This window comes from Streptococcus sp. V919 (assembly GCF_054353475.1).
In genome coordinates this window covers 1-16499 of record NZ_JBTHHY010000001.1, presented here as the reverse complement: position 1 = coordinate 16499, position 16499 = coordinate 1, and the positions used below count along the sequence as shown (strand labels likewise).

16 protein-coding genes, 17 tRNA genes and 1 rRNA gene are annotated in these 16499 nt (G+C 41.5%); 5 read left to right on the top strand and 29 right to left on the bottom strand.

Going from position 1 to position 16499, the window contains the following annotated elements:
- Positions 1 to 73: 73 nt before the first annotated feature.
- Positions 74 to 901, top strand: a complete 828-nt coding sequence (locus ACXYSK_RS00170; RefSeq protein ID WP_458624617.1) for an exodeoxyribonuclease III — start codon at positions 74 to 76, stop codon at positions 899 to 901.
- An 11-nt stretch (positions 902 to 912) separates the two neighbouring features.
- Positions 913 to 1299 carry a bleomycin resistance protein gene (locus ACXYSK_RS00165; protein WP_006149816.1) on the top strand — a complete coding sequence of 129 codons (387 nt, stop codon included), beginning with the start codon at positions 913 to 915 and terminating at the stop codon, positions 1297 to 1299.
- Positions 1300 to 1364: 65 nt separating this feature from the next.
- Here the strand turns inward: ACXYSK_RS00165 and ACXYSK_RS00160 are convergent, their stop codons facing one another.
- The 4 genes from ACXYSK_RS00160 to ACXYSK_RS00145 all read right to left on the bottom strand — a co-directional run bounded on the left by ACXYSK_RS00160 (position 1365) and on the right by ACXYSK_RS00145 (position 5168).
- Entirely contained in the window at positions 1365 to 1769 is a 405-nt protein-coding gene (locus ACXYSK_RS00160) for a PaaI family thioesterase (protein ID WP_006149914.1), read from the bottom strand.
- A 71-nt stretch (positions 1770 to 1840) separates the two neighbouring features.
- Positions 1841 to 3319 (bottom strand): UDP-glucose--hexose-1-phosphate uridylyltransferase, encoded by a 1479-nt coding sequence (locus tag ACXYSK_RS00155; protein ID WP_458624616.1) that lies wholly within the window; start codon positions 3317 to 3319, stop codon positions 1841 to 1843.
- Positions 3319 to 3978: an HAD family hydrolase gene (locus ACXYSK_RS00150; RefSeq protein ID WP_458624615.1), complete on the bottom strand. Its 660-nt coding sequence runs from the start codon at positions 3976 to 3978 to the stop codon at positions 3319 to 3321. The genes ACXYSK_RS00155 and ACXYSK_RS00150 overlap by 1 nt, the downstream gene beginning before the upstream one ends.
- Positions 3979 to 3989: 11 nt before the next feature.
- A complete protein-coding gene (locus tag ACXYSK_RS00145; protein WP_458624614.1) occupies positions 3990 to 5168 on the bottom strand; it encodes a galactokinase in 1179 nt (392 codons plus the stop codon).
- 168 nt (positions 5169 to 5336) lie between these two features.
- Between ACXYSK_RS00145 and ACXYSK_RS00140 the strand changes: the two genes are divergently transcribed.
- Positions 5337 to 6338, top strand: a complete 1002-nt coding sequence (locus ACXYSK_RS00140) for a LacI family DNA-binding transcriptional regulator (protein ID WP_458624613.1) — start codon at positions 5337 to 5339, stop codon at positions 6336 to 6338.
- Positions 6339 to 6401: 63 nt separating this feature from the next.
- On the opposite strand, the gene ACXYSK_RS00135 is transcribed toward ACXYSK_RS00140, so the two are convergent.
- Positions 6402 to 7442, bottom strand: a complete 1041-nt coding sequence (locus tag ACXYSK_RS00135; RefSeq protein ID WP_458624612.1) for a zinc-binding dehydrogenase — start codon at positions 7440 to 7442, stop codon at positions 6402 to 6404.
- Positions 7443 to 7520: 78 nt separating this feature from the next.
- A complete protein-coding gene (locus ACXYSK_RS00130; protein ID WP_458624611.1) occupies positions 7521 to 8423 on the bottom strand; it encodes a cation diffusion facilitator family transporter in 903 nt (300 codons plus the stop codon).
- 132 nt (positions 8424 to 8555) lie between these two features.
- Here ACXYSK_RS00130 and ACXYSK_RS00125 point away from each other — a divergent pair, with 132 nt between their 5' ends.
- Both ACXYSK_RS00125 and ACXYSK_RS00120 read left to right on the top strand, forming a co-directional pair.
- The gene (locus ACXYSK_RS00125) at positions 8556 to 9101 is read left to right on the top strand and encodes a TetR/AcrR family transcriptional regulator (protein ID WP_458624610.1); all 546 of its coding nucleotides are present in this window, start codon (positions 8556 to 8558) and stop codon (positions 9099 to 9101) included.
- A gap of 32 nt (positions 9102 to 9133) precedes the next feature.
- Positions 9134 to 9469 (top strand): glucuronide permease, encoded by a 336-nt coding sequence (locus ACXYSK_RS00120; protein WP_458624609.1) that lies wholly within the window; start codon positions 9134 to 9136, stop codon positions 9467 to 9469.
- A gap of 55 nt (positions 9470 to 9524) precedes the next feature.
- Here the strand turns inward: ACXYSK_RS00120 and ACXYSK_RS00115 are convergent, their stop codons facing one another.
- From ACXYSK_RS00115 to rrf, 23 genes are all read right to left on the bottom strand, one after another.
- Positions 9525 to 11045 (bottom strand): ABC transporter permease/substrate-binding protein, encoded by a 1521-nt coding sequence (locus ACXYSK_RS00115; protein WP_458624608.1) that lies wholly within the window; start codon positions 11043 to 11045, stop codon positions 9525 to 9527.
- Positions 11038 to 11766, bottom strand: a complete 729-nt coding sequence (locus ACXYSK_RS00110) for an ATP-binding cassette domain-containing protein (protein WP_458624607.1) — start codon at positions 11764 to 11766, stop codon at positions 11038 to 11040. Before ACXYSK_RS00110 ends, ACXYSK_RS00115 begins: the two co-directional genes overlap by 8 nt.
- The gene (locus ACXYSK_RS00105; RefSeq protein ID WP_458624606.1) at positions 11759 to 12604 is read right to left on the bottom strand and encodes an SDR family oxidoreductase; all 846 of its coding nucleotides are present in this window, start codon (positions 12602 to 12604) and stop codon (positions 11759 to 11761) included. Before ACXYSK_RS00105 ends, ACXYSK_RS00110 begins: the two co-directional genes overlap by 8 nt.
- A gap of 18 nt (positions 12605 to 12622) precedes the next feature.
- Complete coding sequence (locus ACXYSK_RS00100) at positions 12623 to 13072, bottom strand: MarR family winged helix-turn-helix transcriptional regulator (protein ID WP_458624605.1); 450 nt, start codon at positions 13070 to 13072, stop codon at positions 12623 to 12625.
- A gap of 134 nt (positions 13073 to 13206) precedes the next feature.
- Entirely contained in the window at positions 13207 to 14241 is a 1035-nt protein-coding gene (locus ACXYSK_RS00095) for a DUF4767 domain-containing protein (protein WP_458625394.1), read from the bottom strand.
- A gap of 635 nt (positions 14242 to 14876) precedes the next feature.
- Positions 14877 to 14964: transfer RNA gene (locus tag ACXYSK_RS00090), tRNA-Ser, on the bottom strand.
- Positions 14965 to 14970: 6 nt separating this feature from the next.
- Positions 14971 to 15044 (bottom strand) — tRNA-Ile (locus tag ACXYSK_RS00085).
- 33 nt (positions 15045 to 15077) lie between these two features.
- A tRNA-Gly gene (locus tag ACXYSK_RS00080) sits at positions 15078 to 15148 on the bottom strand.
- A gap of 18 nt (positions 15149 to 15166) precedes the next feature.
- Positions 15167 to 15239 (bottom strand) — tRNA-Phe (locus ACXYSK_RS00075).
- A 4-nt stretch (positions 15240 to 15243) separates the two neighbouring features.
- Positions 15244 to 15317 (bottom strand) — tRNA-Met (locus ACXYSK_RS00070).
- Between the two features lie 10 nt (positions 15318 to 15327).
- A tRNA-Ser gene (locus tag ACXYSK_RS00065) sits at positions 15328 to 15417 on the bottom strand.
- Positions 15418 to 15427: 10 nt separating this feature from the next.
- Positions 15428 to 15501 (bottom strand) — tRNA-Ile (locus ACXYSK_RS00060).
- A gap of 13 nt (positions 15502 to 15514) precedes the next feature.
- Positions 15515 to 15588 (bottom strand) — tRNA-Met (locus ACXYSK_RS00055).
- Positions 15589 to 15593: 5 nt separating this feature from the next.
- Positions 15594 to 15667, bottom strand: a tRNA-Pro gene (locus tag ACXYSK_RS00050).
- A 14-nt stretch (positions 15668 to 15681) separates the two neighbouring features.
- Positions 15682 to 15755 (bottom strand) — tRNA-Arg (locus tag ACXYSK_RS00045).
- Positions 15756 to 15766: 11 nt separating this feature from the next.
- Positions 15767 to 15852 (bottom strand) — tRNA-Leu (locus tag ACXYSK_RS00040).
- A gap of 7 nt (positions 15853 to 15859) precedes the next feature.
- A tRNA-Gly gene (locus ACXYSK_RS00035) sits at positions 15860 to 15931 on the bottom strand.
- 27 nt (positions 15932 to 15958) lie between these two features.
- Positions 15959 to 16031 (bottom strand) — tRNA-Thr (locus ACXYSK_RS00030).
- 12 nt (positions 16032 to 16043) lie between these two features.
- Positions 16044 to 16125, bottom strand: a tRNA-Leu gene (locus ACXYSK_RS00025).
- Between the two features lie 5 nt (positions 16126 to 16130).
- Positions 16131 to 16203 (bottom strand) — tRNA-Lys (locus ACXYSK_RS00020).
- Between the two features lie 18 nt (positions 16204 to 16221).
- Positions 16222 to 16294, bottom strand: a tRNA-Asp gene (locus ACXYSK_RS00015).
- A gap of 2 nt (positions 16295 to 16296) precedes the next feature.
- Positions 16297 to 16369 (bottom strand) — tRNA-Val (locus ACXYSK_RS00010).
- Between the two features lie 4 nt (positions 16370 to 16373).
- Positions 16374 to 16489: ribosomal RNA gene (gene rrf / locus ACXYSK_RS00005) — 5S ribosomal RNA — on the bottom strand.
- Between the last annotated feature and the right edge of the window lie 10 nt (positions 16490 to 16499).

Below are 16499 nucleotides of genomic sequence, written 5' to 3'. Positions count from 1 at the left end.
AAACTATACGCTGGGGAATTACTTCTTTTTCTGGTATAATATTGTCTATAATCTGAATGAAAAGGTACACACTATGAAACTAATCTCATGGAACATTGATTCCCTCAATGCAGCGTTGACGAGTGACTCTGCGCGTGCGAAATTGTCTCAAGACGTTCTCCAAACTTTGGTCGCCGAAGACGCTGATATCATCGCTATCCAAGAAACCAAGCTTTCAGCTAAAGGTCCTACTAAAAAACACCTTGAGGTGTTGGAAGAACTCTTCCCAGGCTACGAAAACACTTGGCGCTCTTCTCAAGAGCCTGCCCGTAAAGGCTATGCTGGAACTATGTTCCTCTATAAGAAAGAACTGACTCCAACTATCAGCTTCCCAGAGATTGGCGCACCTTCTACTATGGACTTGGAAGGCCGCATCATTACTTTGGAATTTGATACATTTTTCGTGAGTCAGGTCTACACTCCAAATGCTGGGGATGGCCTCAAACGTTTGGAAGAGCGTCAAATTTGGGATGTCAAATATGCGGAATACTTGGCTGAACTAGATAAGCAAAAACCAGTCCTTGCTACAGGTGACTACAACGTTGCCCACAAGGAAATTGACCTTGCCAACCCAGCCAGCAACCGTCGTTCACCAGGATTTACAGACGAAGAACGTGAAGGATTTACAAACCTTTTAGCCAAAGGATTTACTGACACCTTCCGCCATGTCCATGGCGATGTTCCAGAACGCTACACTTGGTGGGCACAACGCAGCAAGACTTCAAAAATCAACAACACAGGCTGGAGAATCGACTACTGGCTCACAAGTAACCGTGTGGCAGATAAGGTTACCAAGTCAGATATGATCGACTCAGGCGCACGCCAAGACCACGCACCAATTGTTTTAGAGATTGAATTGTAAGGATTTTCTTTATGGACTACAATGCAGTTATTCCCGAGTTTATGGTATCAAATATAGAAAAGTCACGTTCCTTCTACTGCGATTTGCTGGGTTTTACAATCGAATACGAGCGACCAGAAGAAAATTTCCTCTTCTTATCTCTTGAAGATTGTCAGCTAATGCTAGAAGAGGGGACAAAGGAGGAGCTAGCTGAACTGGCCTACCCCTTTGGTCGTGGAATCAACATTTCCTTTGGCATAAAGGATGTCCCTCGACTCTATCAGAAAGTAATCGAGTCTAACTATCCTATTCATCGTCCTTTGACTAAAAGAGAATTTCGAGTTGGCGAACAATATATCTATCCACATGAATTTGCAGTTTTAGATCCAGATGGCTATTTTTTAAGATTTAGTGAATAAGATAATTGAGCACTAGACGGAAAAAGTAAATATAAAAAAGAGGCATAAGCCTCTTTTTTATATTTCTAAATTCTAATTCTTTTTTCTTCTGAGCGCTCACCTGTTATAAACATGGTAAAGGTTGCTTTGCAGACATTTTTCCCATCTTGGTTGATGAGGTCTACGTCGACGACACAGGTGGTACGTCCTTTATGGACACACTCTCCCTTGATGGTCAATTCATCTCCGAGATATCCTGCTTTTAAGTAATTGATGGAAGACTGTAAGGTTACAACATCTAAATCAAGAGAAATAACGACTAAGCCACTGATTTGGTCACACAGAGTATAAAGATAACCTCCGTGGGCATTGCCATAATAGTTAAGAGAAGAGTTCACGACCTTGGTAGTTACGGTGACACGACCATCTCTCATCTCCTTGATTTCATAATTTTCAAATGCTGATATGGCATCAAAGTGAAAATCCTTCATACATTCCTCCTAGTCTTTCAAACGCTATCATACTACTTTTTATACTAGTATGCAAGAGGAAGGTCCTGACACTATGGCATAAGTCCAACATGATTTACAAAGCGCATAAAGGCTGCCTGTCCTTCTTCTGTTTGCTTGTAAACCCCTGCATCTTCCAATACCCGAGCGAAGATTTTACCAACAGATTCTTGGACGATTTCAAGAGCGTGGTCTTTATCAGTCAATCTAGGATTGGATTCTTTCAACTCATCTGCCCATTCTTGGTGATAATCTGCTACTAAAACATCCTCTCCAACCAGGTAAGCTGCTACTTGCTCCACTTCTTCCTTCAAGCGTGGTGGCAAGATTGCTAAGCCCATAACCTCAATCAAGCCAATATTTTCCTTCTTGATATGTTGAACATCCTTATGGGGATGATAGATGCCGTCAGGATGCTCTGACGATGTCTGGTTGTCTCGCAAGACCAAGTCCAACTCAAACTGCCCATCTCGTTTACGCGCAATCGGTGTGATAGTGTGATGCGGTGTTCCATTACTTTCCGCCAAGACCTGAACACTTGGATCTGAGTATTGACGCCAAGAAAGTAAGATTTTCTCAGCAAGATTGGTCAAATCGTCTTTAGAATCTGAGGTCAATCGAATCACAGACATAGGCCACTGAACAATTCCTGCTTTGACAGATTCAAAACCTTCAAAGGTAAAACTTTTCTGTAAAGGCGCCACTTCCATTGGGAATACATGTCGCCCACCTTGGTAATGATCATGGGTCAAGATTGAACCACCAACAATTGGTAGGTCCGCATTCGAGCCTGCAAAATAGCCTGGGAACTGCTCTACGATTGCTAACAAACGCTCAAAACTTTGGCGACTGATAGCCATAGGACGGTGTTGACTGTCTAGGAAAATACAGTGCTCATTAAAGTACGCATAGGGAGAATATTGGAAGCCCCACTCCTGCCCAGAAATATCAAAACGAATGATGCGATGATTGCTTCTAGCTGGATGATTGACACGACCATGATAGCCTTCGTTTTCCATACAAAGCTGACATTGAGGATAGTTGCTCGACTTGACCAACTTGGCTGCCGCAATCTCCTTTGGATCCTTTTCAGGTTTAGATAGATTGATAGTAATCTCGAGTTCATCGTAGTCAGACGGAACACGATAAGCAATATTCTTTGCGATGGCCTTTAGTTTGATGTAGTCATTCTTCTGACTTAGTTGGTAGAAGTCTGCAATTGCCTGCTCTGGTGACTGGGCATAGGTTGTCCAAAAATCTCGATTAACCTGACTTGGACAAGGGGTTACCAAGTCCATAAGTTCAGCACCGAGAATTTCACGCGCAGCCAGACTATCTTCAATCGTTTCCAAGCGAACTGCTTCCTCAACAAGCTGATCTTTTAGTTCAATCAAATCATCTTGGTCAGTCTCAACTTCAAGAACTCCATCTCCCACCAGTGCCAAGACGCGATTGCTCAGATAAATCCGATCCAACTCTTCAAAGGTGCTTTCTGCAATGACTTTGGTAACAAATGTTTCTACTAAGGTCACTAGAAAACCTCCTTCTTACTTTCTAAATAGTCTCTAACAGCATCCAAATCCTGAAAAACTTGTTCTGTTTTATTTAAGAAAGACTGTGCTGGTATTTTTAAATCTGGAATACAAATAACTGGAATCCCAGCTCTATACGCCGCTTCAATCCCTGCTTCACTATCCTCTAGTACCAAGCAATTCTCTGGTAAAACGTTCAAATCACTACAAGCCTTTAAAAATATATCAGGGTAAGGTTTGCTTCGCTTCACATCTTTTGCAAAAACTAGATGGTCAAATAGGGATAGTATCCCATTGCTATCCAATATCATTCTAGCTCGAGGTTCAACACTTGAAGTTGCTAAAGCGATTGGAATGCCTTCTTTTTGCAAATAAGTAAGCAAATTTTTAGCACCTTTTTTTAAATTTACACCTTGAGCTAAGATTTGAGCTTCCAGTTCATAAACTTTTGCCAAGGTTTGGTCAAAGTTCCAAGGTAAATCATAGGTGTCCAAAAATCGTTGAACATTCTCCTCTTCCCTATGTCCACTGTAGTCTCTAGAATAAGTTTCTTCTGTGAAAGGAATTCCAAAATCTCTAAGCAATTCTTGATAAACTTTTAGAGAAATGATTTCAGTATCGGCTAATAAGCCATCTAAATCAAATATTACAGCTTCCATATCCTTCTCTCCTAGTCTAAAACGCGAGTACCACCTGCAACTTCAGCGATATAGAAGCTTGGAGCATAGCCAACGATTTCTTCATAGTGCTTGCCTATAGCTTCTTTAAAGGACTCAACAGCGTCTTTTTGAACCAAGGCAATAGCACAACCACCAAAACCTGCTCCTGTCATACGAGCACCAAGAACACCTTCTTGAGCCCAAGCCGTATGAACAAGGGTATCTAATTCCAAGCCAGTCACTTCGTAGTCATGTTCCAAAGAAATGTGAGACGCATTCATCAAACGACCAAACTTATCCAAATCTCCCGCTCGAAGTGCTGCTTGCGCTTTAAGGGTACGTTGGTTTTCAAGAACTGCGTGGCGAGCACGTTTCAAACGATTTTCGTCTTTGATCAGGTAGCTATATTCATCAAAAGCCCACTCATCTAACTCGCCTAAAGTCTGGATATCCAAGGCAACTTGAAGTTCTTCCACTGCTTTTTCACACTCAGCACGGCGTTCATTATATTTAGAATCTGCAAGTTCACGGCGTTTGTTGGTATTCATAATAACAACAACATTGTCTTTCAAATCAAGAGGAACCAAGTCGTATTCTAACGTATTAGTATCTAGGTAAATAGCACGTTGGTCTGCCCCCATACCGATAGCAAACTGGTCCATAATCCCAGAGTTAACACCGATAAAGTTGTTTTCTGTTAGTTTTCCGATTTTAACTAAGTCTAGACGGTCCAATTTTAGGTCAAAGAGGTATTCTGCTACGACACCTGTCAAAAGCTCCAAAGATGCTGAAGAAGACAAACCAGCTCCATTTGGGATATTCCCAAAGACATAGAAATCAAACCCTTTATCAATCACATGCCCAGCTTCTTGCAAGAAATGAAGGACACCTTTTGGATAGTTGGTCCAGTTGTGCTCTTTCTCAAACTTAAGGTTAGCTAGAGGCACTTCGATGATGCCTTTGTCCTCAAAGTTTGCTGAGTAGAAACGCAAGACTTGGTCATCACGCTTACGAGCAGCTCCATAGGTTCCGAGTGAAATAGCTGCTGGAAAAACATGACCACCGTTATAGTCAGTATGTTCCCCAATCAAGTTGATGCGGCCCGGTGAGAAAAAGGTTTGGTCTGCTTCTTGACCAAAAACAGCAAGGAAATCCTTGCGAAGTGCTTCAGCAGTAAGATGTTGTGTCATATGAATTCTCCTTTTACGAAATATTAGGTAAAAAAGTTTATCCTGTAATCGTTTTCTTCTATTGTACCCAAGGGTTTTGCTTAGGTCAATATTTTTACCGATATTTTACTAAACTATGAGTAAAAAGGAAGAAAAATATGCTATAATAACCTAAAAAGGAGGGGAATTATGGCTACACTCAAAGATATCGCTCAGCTAGCCTCTGTTTCAATCGCAACTGTATCCCGTGTCCTCAATCGCGATCAGAGTCTATCTGTCACAGAAGAAACCCGACATCGTATTTTAACTGTTGCCGAAGAACTAGGCTATACCAAACATCTCAAAACAGGTGAATCTCATAAACTCAAACAAAAGATTGCCATCATCCAGTGGGTCAGCGAACAAGGTGAGTTGGAGGACCTCTACTACTATCAGATTCGACTAGGAATTGAAAACAGAGCCCAAGAGTTAGATTACGAGATCTTGCGCTATTTCAATGACCAACCATTCACGCTTAGCGAAGAAGTTATTGGAATTCTTTGTATTGGAAAATTCAGCCAAGCACAGATTGCCTCATTTGAAGAATATCAAAAACCTCTAGTTTTTCTTGATAGTGACACCATCGCCTTGGGCCATACCTGTGTCATTACAGATTTTAATAATGCTGTTAGACAGGTGGTTGATTACTTTACAGACCACGGACTTAAGAAAATTGGTATCCTATCCGGTCTTGAAACTACTACTGACCAAGAAGAAGTCATCGCAGATAAACGCTTAGATTACTTTAAATCCTATACACAAGAAAAGGGAATCTATAACGAGAAATTCGTTTTCCAAGGTCTATTTACTGCCCAATCTGGATATGACTTAATGAAAGAGGCTATAGAAAAATTAGGAGAGAAGCTTCCACAGGCCTTTTTTGCAGCCAGTGATAGCTTGGCCATTGGTGCCCTTCGCGCCCTTCAAGAAGCCAGCATCAGCATACCGGAGCGCGTCAGTATTATTTCCTTTAATGATACCATTCTAACCAAGCAAGTGTTCCCACCACTTTCCAGTATTACAGTCTACACCGAGGAAATGGGACGAACAGGAATGGATATTTTGAACAGAGAAGTCCTTCATGGACGTAAAATTCCAAGCCTTACTATGCTAGGAACCAAACTAACTTTAAGAGAAAGTACCTTGCATTAAGCACAATAGCTGAACATAAAAAATCCTAATAGAGATTTCCATACTCTATTAGGATTTTCTTTTTTATTCCATCACAATCATAGACTTGATAGTCTTACGTTCATCCATGTCCTTATAAGCTTGGTCAATATCTTCTAGTTTGTAGCTTGAGGTAAAGACACGGCCTGGATTGATATCACCATCAAGGACAGCTTTTAACAAAACTTGTTTGTCATAAGTAGTAACTGAGGCTGCTCCACCTGCCACTGAGATATTTTGGGCGAAGGTCGAACCAAGGGCACGGTTATTGTAGTGTGGCACACCGACAAATCCTATGCGCCCTCCATTATGAAGCACTCCTAAAGCTTGGTCAATGGCCGCTTCTGTTCCAACACATTCGAGAGCCACGTCTGCTCCACCACCAAGGATTTCACGGACCTTGGCAATCCCTTCTTCACCACGCTCAGCTACAACAGCTGTCGCACCTGACTCCAAGGCCATCTGTTGACGGTCTTGGTGGCGACTCATGAGGACGATTTGCGATGCACCACGCATTTTGGCTGCGATAACTGCACATTGACCCACAGCACCATCCCCGATAACGACCACCTTGTCACCTTTTTGCACATTAGCCACACGCGCTGCATGGTAACCTGTTGGCATAACATCTGCTAGACTTAAGAAAGATTTGAGCATAGCCTCTGTATAGTCAGAAGGTTGCCCAGGAATTTTGACTAGGGACCAATTCGCATAATGGAAACGAATGTACTCTGCTTGAACACCAGTAGACCAGTTGCTATTACCCAAATGACGATCACAAGTTCCATCAAAGCCATCATGACAGGCATCACATTCCCCACAACCATGTGTAAATGGAGCAATGACAAAATCTCCTGGTTTCACTGTCGTGATAGCCTCTCCAATTTCTTCGACAATTCCGATAGCTTCATGACCACTGTTCAAACGGCCTTCTTTTATATTAGGATTACGATATGTCCATAAGTCCGAACCGCAGACACAAGTTCTAACGATACGGATAATAACATCATCTGCTTCCTTAATTTGTGGACGCTCCACTTCAACAAGACCAATCTGTCCTGCTTTACCATAAACTGCTGATTTCATAAAAACAATCCTCTCTGTTTCTTACTACTCTAAGTATACACTTTTTATCAAGCTTTCGCTTATTTATACTACGCCTCATCAATGATGATGTTCATGTCCATGACTTTGACCTACTTCCAACTCCTCAATTTTTCGCTTATGGGCTTGGTGAGTTTCTAGGTCTGCATCAACCTCAATGGTGATATTTTGAAAACCAAAATCTTTGAGTATGCTTCGAATCGATTCTTTGCAAACCTCCATCTGTTCAATCTCTTTTAAACAAACATGCACAATGGCATTTTTTTCCAAACCATCCATGGTCCAGAGGTTTAGCTGATTGATACTAGCAACGTGGTCCAGTTGCTCCAAATCACTCTTGACTTGCTTGATATTCACTCCTTCTGGCACGGAGTCGAGGAAAATCTTGAGCGTAGACCAAAAACGAGGAATAGTTTTTGACAGAATAAAGATAGAGATGACAAGAGATAAGAGCGGATCCAGAATATACCAGTCGGTAAATCGCAGAACAATGGCCATTAGGATAACAGCCACCCAACCCAGAGTATCTTCCAGAAAATGCAGGCTCAAAATAGACTCATTCTTGGTTTTTCCCTTACGAACTACTAGACTCGCCAATATATTGATACTGACCGCTATGATTCCTAACCAGAGGATTCCTTCATCATTGACAGGTTGTGAATGAAAGAGTTTCGTTATATTTTCTAAGATAACCAGAACAGAGCCTGTCATGAGAATCACAGCCGTTACCAAGGCACCTAGAAGGCTAAACCGTTTGTAACCCAAGGTGTAATGACTATCTTCTTCACGATTGGAGATGGTTTCAAGAAAAGCTGATATCCCAATTGCGATTGCATCTCCAAGATCATGGACAGAGTCAGCAAGGACCGCACTAGAACCAAAAATCCCTCCTGCGATAAATTCAACAATAGCATAACTCAAATTTAAGAAAAAAGCTAACCAAACTGCATGTTTTGTCCTCATAATCCTGTTTCCTCTGATATAATAGATTCATGAACATCTTGTTCATTATCATTATCTAACATTCATTACAGAAAGGATAGGAGCAAACTGTTTACTTTGTAAGTTACTGAACAGTTTGTTCAAAGTGTCCATATGACTAGTCAAGATCGTCGCATTACCAAGACACGAAAAGCTATCTATACTGCTTTTTTACAATTACTAAACCAAAAAAATTTTGAATCCATCACTGTTCAGGAGATTATTGACCTAGCAGATGTCGGTCGTTCCACCTTTTATAGCCATTATGAAAGTAAGGAATTACTCCTAGATGAGCTTTGCCGCTATCTCTTTCATCATCTTTTTGAACGCGAGGAAAATATAACTACAGAAGCTTATTTGTCTCATATCTTTTCACATTTCAAGAAAAACCAGGACCACGTCACCAGCCTCCTTTTCTCAAAAAATGACTACTTCCTCCGTCAATTGCAGAAAGAATTGGAACACCACGTCTACCCCATGGTTATAGAGGACTTGCAAGCTTCTTATCCTAATATTCCTGCTTCTTATCTCAAGCATTTTGTGGTAACTAACTTTATCGAAACATTGACCTGGTGGCTCAAAAAAGGAAAATCTTATAAGGAAGAGCAAGTCGTGAGATTTTACTTAGACGTCATGGAGATGACAACCAAACAAAAATAAATTATCATTATTCTAGCTAGAAAGTAAATCCTATGAACATCGTTATTATTCTTGTTATTTTTATAATCTTCTTAGCTCTTGCTTTTCCTCTTCTTCATTTATTGGCTAGCCTTTCAGAATTAAGAAAAGGCAGGAATCTCCTAGGAAATCGGCTTCTCCTCATCGGAAGTAGCCTTGCGACCTTATCTATCTTCCTCTACTTCTTTTTGCCGATTATCGCACTATCTCTTTGGCTGATTGGCTGTGGATTAATTTGCTACGGAGCCTATTGGAATGGCAAACAAAAAGAAAACTTCCATCCAGCCCACCATCTGATTCGAATTGGAATTGCACTGGTGCTTACCATCTTGTTAGCATTGGTACAATAAAAAAAAAGGATCTTTTGATCCTTTTTTGTATACTCATAAACTAATACTCCTTTGATTATTGCTTAAGTATTCCTTCTTGAAGGAGAAACTCATGCGCTACTTCTTCAGCAGACTTGTCTTCGACACCGACTTGATAGTTAAGCTGGCTCATCTGGCTTTCTGTAATCTTACCAGCTAATTTATTAAGCACCGTTTCCAACTCTGGATGTTTCTTGAGAAGAGCTTCTTTCATCAGTGGAGCTCCTTGGTATGGAGGGAAGAGTTGTTTATCATCCTCCAAAACCACTAAATCATAGCGAGCAATTTCAGCATCTGTTGAGTAAGCATCTGTAATTTGAATGTCACCTGACTGGATGGCTTGGTAGCGAAGAGCTGGCTCCATGGTTGCCACATTGAGATTCAATCCATAAACAGACTGCAAGCCCTTGTTTCCATCCTCACGGTCATTAAACTCCAGAGTGAATCCCGCCTTGAGCTGTCCTTCTACTTTTTTCAAGTCTGAAATCGTCTTAAGCCCATATTCTTGCGCAATTTTTTTGGGAACTGCTATAGCATAAGTATTTTGATAAGCCATGGGTTTAAGAAAGGCTAGTTGGTCCTGTTTGGCAATGCCATCACGAGCCACCTCGTAAACCTTTTCTGGGTCATGCCCAATTTGTGGAGATGGTTGAAGGAGACTCTCTGTCACTGTTCCAGAAAATTCTGGATAGATATCAATGTCCCCTTTTTTCAGCGCTTGATAAAGAAAGTCTGTCTTCCCAAAGTTAGGTTTGACCGTCACCGTCATATCCGTATTTTCCTCGATGAGAAGTTTATACATATTCATGAGAATCTCAGGTTCAGGTCCCAACTTTCCAGCTATAACCAGATTTTCTTTCTCTTTATTTGGAATCATGCTTGGAGCATAACTTGCTCCCAAACCAAGCACCATAACAGCAAAGGCTGCAACAATTGTACGCAACTTTGCCTTTTCCAACCATTTGAGAACAACATTAAAGAGAATGGCCAAGATGGCTGATGAGATTGCACCGATTAAAATGAGACTAGCATTCCGACGATCAATTCCCAAAAGGATAAAGGAGCCCAATCCACCAGCTCCCACAAGAGCAGCTAAAGTTGCTGTCCCAATGATCATAACAGTTGCTGTACGAACCCCCGATACAATGACAGGCATGGCAAGTGGAATTTCAAACTTCTTGAGTCGCTCCCACTTGGTCATTCCAAAAGCAATCCCTGCTTCCTCAAGACTAGGATCAATGCCGTTCAAGGCTGTAATCGTATTTTCTAAAATCGGGAAAATAGCGTAAATGACAAGGGCTGTGAGGGCTGGTAAGGTACCAATTCCCATGAAAGGAATAAAGAGACCCAATAAAGCCATTGAGGGTATGGTCTGGAAGACACCCGCAACTTGTAGCACCCAATTCGCCACTTTTTTATGACCATTTAGATAAACCGCAAGTGGGATAGTCAGAAAAATAGCAACCAATAAGGTCAAAAGAGACAATTGTAAGTGTTGTCCTAGAGCTGTTACCCATTCCCCAAAACGCTCTTGAAATGTTGAAATCAAATTAGACATGAAGGCTACCTCCAAACAAGTTTGCTACAAAGTCTGTCGCAGGCGCTTGTAAAATTGTTTCAGGGGCTGCCACCTGACGAATTTCTCCATCCTGCAACACTGCAATTCGGTCGCCTAATTTCAAGGCCTCATCCGTATCATGAGTAACGAAGATGGTCGTCATGCCGAATTCTTTATGTAAATCTTTTGTAAGAGCCTGCAACTGCTTGCGAGAGATGGCATCCAAGGCTGAAAAAGGTTCGTCCATCAATAGAATTTTTGGTTCCCCAATGATGGCTCGTACAATGCCAATCCGCTGTTGCTCCCCACCCGATAATTCACTAGGCATGCGATTTGCATACTCTGCAGCAGGCAGGCCAACCTTGTTCAAGAGTTCTTCTGTTTTAGAAGCAATTTTCTCCTTGCTCCAGCCCTTCATCTCAGGAATGAGAGCAATATTTTCCGCAACTGTCAAGTTAGGAAATAAGGCAATGGCTTGGAGGACATAGCCGGTACTGAGACGGAGCTCACGCACCTCATAGTCCTTGATACGCTTCCCATCCATGTAGATATCACCATCTGTTGGCTCCAAAAGACGATTAATCAATTTAAGCATAGTGGTCTTCCCAGATCCTGAAGGACCCACTAGTACCATGAATTCTCCATTGTCAATGCGGAGATTAACATCTTTTAAAATATCCTTTTCTGTATAGCGCAAGGCTACATGTTTGTATTCAATCATTTTTTTCCTCAATAAGTTTTCTATCTCTAAGAATATCCAAAAGGCTGCTTGCTGGATGCCTTAGAACTTTTTCGATATCTGTTGAAACCCCAGCCTGTTCGCCAGCTTTAATCGCTGTATAGGTACTGACCCATGCATCGTACTCCCAAGTTTGTGCTGGCCATTTTTTTCGTGACTCATAGGCTTCTTCTACTGATTCATCTAGATACGTGATGTCCTTACCGGTCTCCTTTGAGAGAAGCGCTACGATTTTTTCCATGGAAAGATCCTCTGGCCCTGTCAGATTCAAGCTTTGATTTTCCCACTCCTTAGGATTTAAAAGAATTTCTGCTGCAACCCTAGATGTGTCCTTACGGGCAACAGCTGATACCAGGCCATTGCCGGCCGGACCACGAATTTCTCCATTTTCAAGCGCAAGATCAATCAAGAAGTCCAAGTAAAAATTATCTCTCAAAAAAGTGTAGGTGAACCCTAACTCCTTGATATAGGCTTCCGTCTGGGCATGATCTCGAGACAAAGTGAAAGTTGCCTTCTCATCTGCCCCATAAAAGGAGGTATATACGATATGTTGTATCCCTGCTAGTCTTGCAGCATCTAAAAACTCCTTGACACGCTCTGGATTTTCCCGAGCAGAGACCATCAACAAGGTATCGATACCCTTTAAGGCCTCAACCATCTCTGGAGTATTGGCATACACTATTTTACGGATTTCTGCAGACGCGTAGACTTTTGCACGCTCTGGACTTCTTGCCAGATGGATAGAAGCAATTCCTTGCTGATCTATAAGATCAGCCACATAAGAGCCTAATTTCCCTGTTACACCTGTTATTCCAATCATAACTGTTACTTCCTTTCCCTAGATTTCATTTTCTTTAGCTTTTAGATTTGAGATAATTCGCTCTTGATAGGCCTCAAATTCTCGGATCTCTTGATCCGAAAAGCCTTGATAAAAAATCTCTCCTAGTTCTTTGCTGACACGGTCTCCAATTTCTTTTTGCGCCCAACCGAGGTTTGTCAAAGAGATATATTTTTTCCTTTTATCCTGCGTGCAAGGTTGAATAGTGACCAAGCCTTGTTCTTCCAATTTCTTAACCATACTGGTCAATGTATTATTGGCTAGACCCGTCGCAAGAGCGATATCTGTCGCAGTAGCGCACCCCAACTCTTGCTTCCACAAAATCGTTAAAATTTTTCCTTGCTCACTTCTGTATTGAGCATCTGGTTCCTTGCTCAAGAGTTTTTGAAAGATACGCCCATTTAGCAATCGAATCTGTAGAGCTTGATAGCCTCCTAACATCTTGTCCATTTTGTCTCCTTTTTGTTCTATATCGAACCTTTTGAATTATTGTAACACCCTGAATTACATCTGTCAACTATTTCGATATCGAAATATTAACTTTTAAAAAAAAAGAGTTTAGCCAAGGCTAAACTCTTTTTTCATTACTCTTCTTCAACCAAGCGTTTGAACTCTGCTTGTATTTCTGTATTTTCGGTTGGTTTCAAGTACATAATCCCACCATTAGTTGTCGGTGAATGAAAGACAATCGCTTCTCCTGTGTTAGTAATCGCAAAGAAGTAGCTGTGCACTTCCGGATATTTATCCCAGTTACTATAGCGCTCCACGATTCTGTACTTAGCGTTCCCTAAACCTGTATCCGAGTATTCCGCATTTATTTTTTCACTCGGCCCATCACCAAAGGTATAGAGATTATCAGCACCGACATCTCCACCAGCAATTCCTTTTTTGTAATTAGGTTGACCAAGTCTTTCTCCCCAGCCTTTAATAAAAGCTTCTAATTTAGCAGATTTATTGGCATTCCAAGGAGCTTTTTGCTTTTCTCCCGAAATGGTCGTACTAGTAGAGTTTTCAAATTTCTGCCAATCAAAACCTCTTAGATCAATTTGATCAGATTCAGTTTTTCCAAAATTAGATCCAATATAATTAGATTCTATTTGAAATTCTTTTTCCTGAAGTTTACTAGCCCCCTTTTGCTTTTCATTTAACTTATAAAGAGTTCCATAACCTTTACCAGTTCCTGACGACCAACTTAATTCAAGAATCTCCCCACCTTGATAAATAATTGCCGCATTCCTAGATCCACCATGTCCTGCAGCAAAACCTTCTGCTAAGAGAACAGGTTTACCTTCTTGTAAAGAATACACCCCAGTCAAAAAATATTTTCCACTTAAATTAAGATCTGCTATAAGTAACTCCTCGACGCCATCATCATTTAAATCAACAAAGGAATAACGCATATCATCTGAACGATTCATGGCATTTTCAAGAGACCAACTATTGATAGGACGTTCAGTAGCTTTTAAACTTTGATAAAGATTTGAAATTGCAGTTGGATCTTGAGAAGTAGAAAATATCTTTTGGTAATCATCAAAAACTGACTTGTACAAATCTTTATAATCTTTCTTAGACTCCCCAGACTTTATCTCGTTACTAGTAATTGAAGTAGATAAACTAATATCTTTACTAGAAAGCTCAGAATTTTGATTACTACAACCAACTGTAAAAAAAAAAAAATATAAGAATAAACAGACTTCCTACTATACTTCTATTACCCATAAAAATCTCCTCATAAAATTAATGGTGACCATAGCTTTGCTTACATTATATCAAATATTTGAGAGTTGCGGTAAGATAACGAAATCTTATATATACAAATACTAAGTAAATATGTTCAATAATTCTTATATTCGATACACCTTCAATAAATATTATATAGCTAAATATATTGTAGAGAAATCCTATAGGACGTATAACAAAAGAGATTAAACCATTATTTAAAGCTAACCAATAATAGAGTTAAATTATTATAAAAGCTTACAGAAAATTAAAGAAAAGACCATTAACGCATTGAAAGAATAAAATATAAATGAAAGATAAAAGCTAGGAAAAAGCCACGAAATCATTAAAAGATACTTTTATACTCCGTGACTTTAATAAAATTAAACCTAGAATCTCCCTAAATTTGAAAACAAAAAGAGCGAACCATTTTGTTTCGCTCCAGATAGTAAGAATTCATCACTCAACCACAGTCGTCAAAGAAGGAAAATTTGATAATTAAAGACACAAAAAAAGAGCCAACAAGCTCTAATTACGGAGAATAAGGGATTCGAACCCTTGCGCCGGTTACCCGACCTAACGATTTAGCAAACCGTCCTCTTCAGCCTCTTGAGTAATTCTCCTATTAATGGGCACGAGTGGACTCGAACCACCGACCTCACGCTTATCAGGCGTGCGCTCTAACCACCTGAGCTACGCGCCCAAGTCAAAAACTTGGTACTTGAACAAAGTTCAAAGCGGGTGACGAGAATCGAACTCGCGACAACAGCTTGGAAGGCTGTAGTTTTACCACTAAACTACACCCGCATGATACTTAATAAAAAATGGCGCGAGACGGAATCGAACCGCCGACACATGGAGCTTCAATCCATTGCTCTACCAACTGAGCTACCGAGCCAATATTGCGGGAGCAGGATTTGAACCTACGACCTTCGGGTTATGAGCCCGACGAGCTACCGAGCTGCTCCATCCCGCGTTAATAATAAAGGAGGATGTGGGATTCGAACCCACGCACGCTTTTACACGCCTGACGGTTTTCAAGACCGTTCCCTTCAGCCGGACTTGGGTAATCCTCCATCATTTCAATGGACCTTGTAGGACTTGAACCTACGACCACTCGGTTATGAGCCGAGAGCTCTAACCAGCTGAGCTAAAGGTCCAACAAGATCATTATAGCGGCGAAGGGGATCGAACCCCCGACCTCCCGGGTATGAACCGGACGCTCTAGCCAGCTGAGCTACACCGCCATCAATCGGGAAGACAGGATTCGAACCTGCGACACCTTGGTCCCAAACCAAGTACTCTACCAAGCTGAGCTACTTCCCGAATTAAATTGTTAATGCACCCTAGAGGAGTCGAACCTCTAACCGCCTGATTCGTAGTCAGGTACTCTATCCAGTTGAGCTAAGGGTGCTCATCATTATATGCCGAGGACCGGAATCGAACCGGTACGATCGTTACCAATCGCAGGATTTTAAGTCCTGTGCGTCTGCCAGTTCCGCCACCCCGGCCTCTCTAAGCGAACGACGGGATTCGAACCCGCGACCCCCACCTTGGCAAGGTGGTGTTCTACCACTGAACTACGTTCGCATCGACTCTGCTTTAACCTAAAAAAAATGCCGGCTACATGACTTGAACACGCGACCCTCTGATTACAAATCAGATGCTCTACCAACTGAGCTAAGCCGGCTGATTTCTATTATGCGGGTTAAGGGACTTGAACCCCCACGCCGTTAAGCGCCAGATCCTAAATCTGGTGCGTCTGCCAATTCCGCCAAACCCGCAAATATGACCCGTACTGGGCTCGAACCAGTGACCCATTGATTAAAAGTCAATTGCTCTACCAACTGAGCTAACGAGTCAAATAACTTTCGTTATTACGGTCCCGACGGGAATCGAACCCGCGATCTTCGCCGTGACAGGGCGACGTGATAACCGCTACACTACGGGACCTATGGGAGTTAACGGGATCGAACCGCTGACCCTCTGCTTGTAAGGCAGATGCTCTCCCAGCTGAGCTAAACTCCCTAGAGCTAAGCGACTTCCATATCTCACAGGGGGCAACCCCCAACTACTTCCGGCGTTCTAGGGCTTAACTTCTGTGTTCGGCATGGGTACAGGTGTATCTCCTAGGCTATCGTCACTTAACTCTGAGTAA

Coding starts and splice junctions, on each gene's coding strand:
- ACXYSK_RS00160 (WP_006149914.1), bottom strand. CDS start 1,769: ATGAAGGATTTTCACTTTGATGCCATATCAGCATTTGAAAATTATGAA.
- ACXYSK_RS00105 (WP_458624606.1), bottom strand. CDS start 12,604: ATGATTGGAATAACAGGTGTAACAGGGAAATTAGGCTCTTATGTGGCT.
- ACXYSK_RS00115 (WP_458624608.1), bottom strand. CDS start 11,045: ATGTCTAATTTGATTTCAACATTTCAAGAGCGTTTTGGGGAATGGGTA.
- ACXYSK_RS00170 (WP_458624617.1), top strand. CDS start 74: ATGAAACTAATCTCATGGAACATTGATTCCCTCAATGCAGCGTTGACG.
- ACXYSK_RS00140 (WP_458624613.1), top strand. CDS start 5,337: ATGGCTACACTCAAAGATATCGCTCAGCTAGCCTCTGTTTCAATCGCA.
- ACXYSK_RS00145 (WP_458624614.1), bottom strand. CDS start 5,168: ATGACACAACATCTTACTGCTGAAGCACTTCGCAAGGATTTCCTTGCT.
- ACXYSK_RS00165 (WP_006149816.1), top strand. CDS start 913: ATGGACTACAATGCAGTTATTCCCGAGTTTATGGTATCAAATATAGAA.
- ACXYSK_RS00125 (WP_458624610.1), top strand. CDS start 8,556: ATGACTAGTCAAGATCGTCGCATTACCAAGACACGAAAAGCTATCTAT.
- ACXYSK_RS00110 (WP_458624607.1), bottom strand. CDS start 11,766: ATGATTGAATACAAACATGTAGCCTTGCGCTATACAGAAAAGGATATT.
- ACXYSK_RS00150 (WP_458624615.1), bottom strand. CDS start 3,978: ATGGAAGCTGTAATATTTGATTTAGATGGCTTATTAGCCGATACTGAA.
- ACXYSK_RS00100 (WP_458624605.1), bottom strand. CDS start 13,072: ATGGACAAGATGTTAGGAGGCTATCAAGCTCTACAGATTCGATTGCTA.
- ACXYSK_RS00120 (WP_458624609.1), top strand. CDS start 9,134: ATGAACATCGTTATTATTCTTGTTATTTTTATAATCTTCTTAGCTCTT.
- ACXYSK_RS00135 (WP_458624612.1), bottom strand. CDS start 7,442: ATGAAATCAGCAGTTTATGGTAAAGCAGGACAGATTGGTCTTGTTGAA.
- ACXYSK_RS00130 (WP_458624611.1), bottom strand. CDS start 8,423: ATGAGGACAAAACATGCAGTTTGGTTAGCTTTTTTCTTAAATTTGAGT.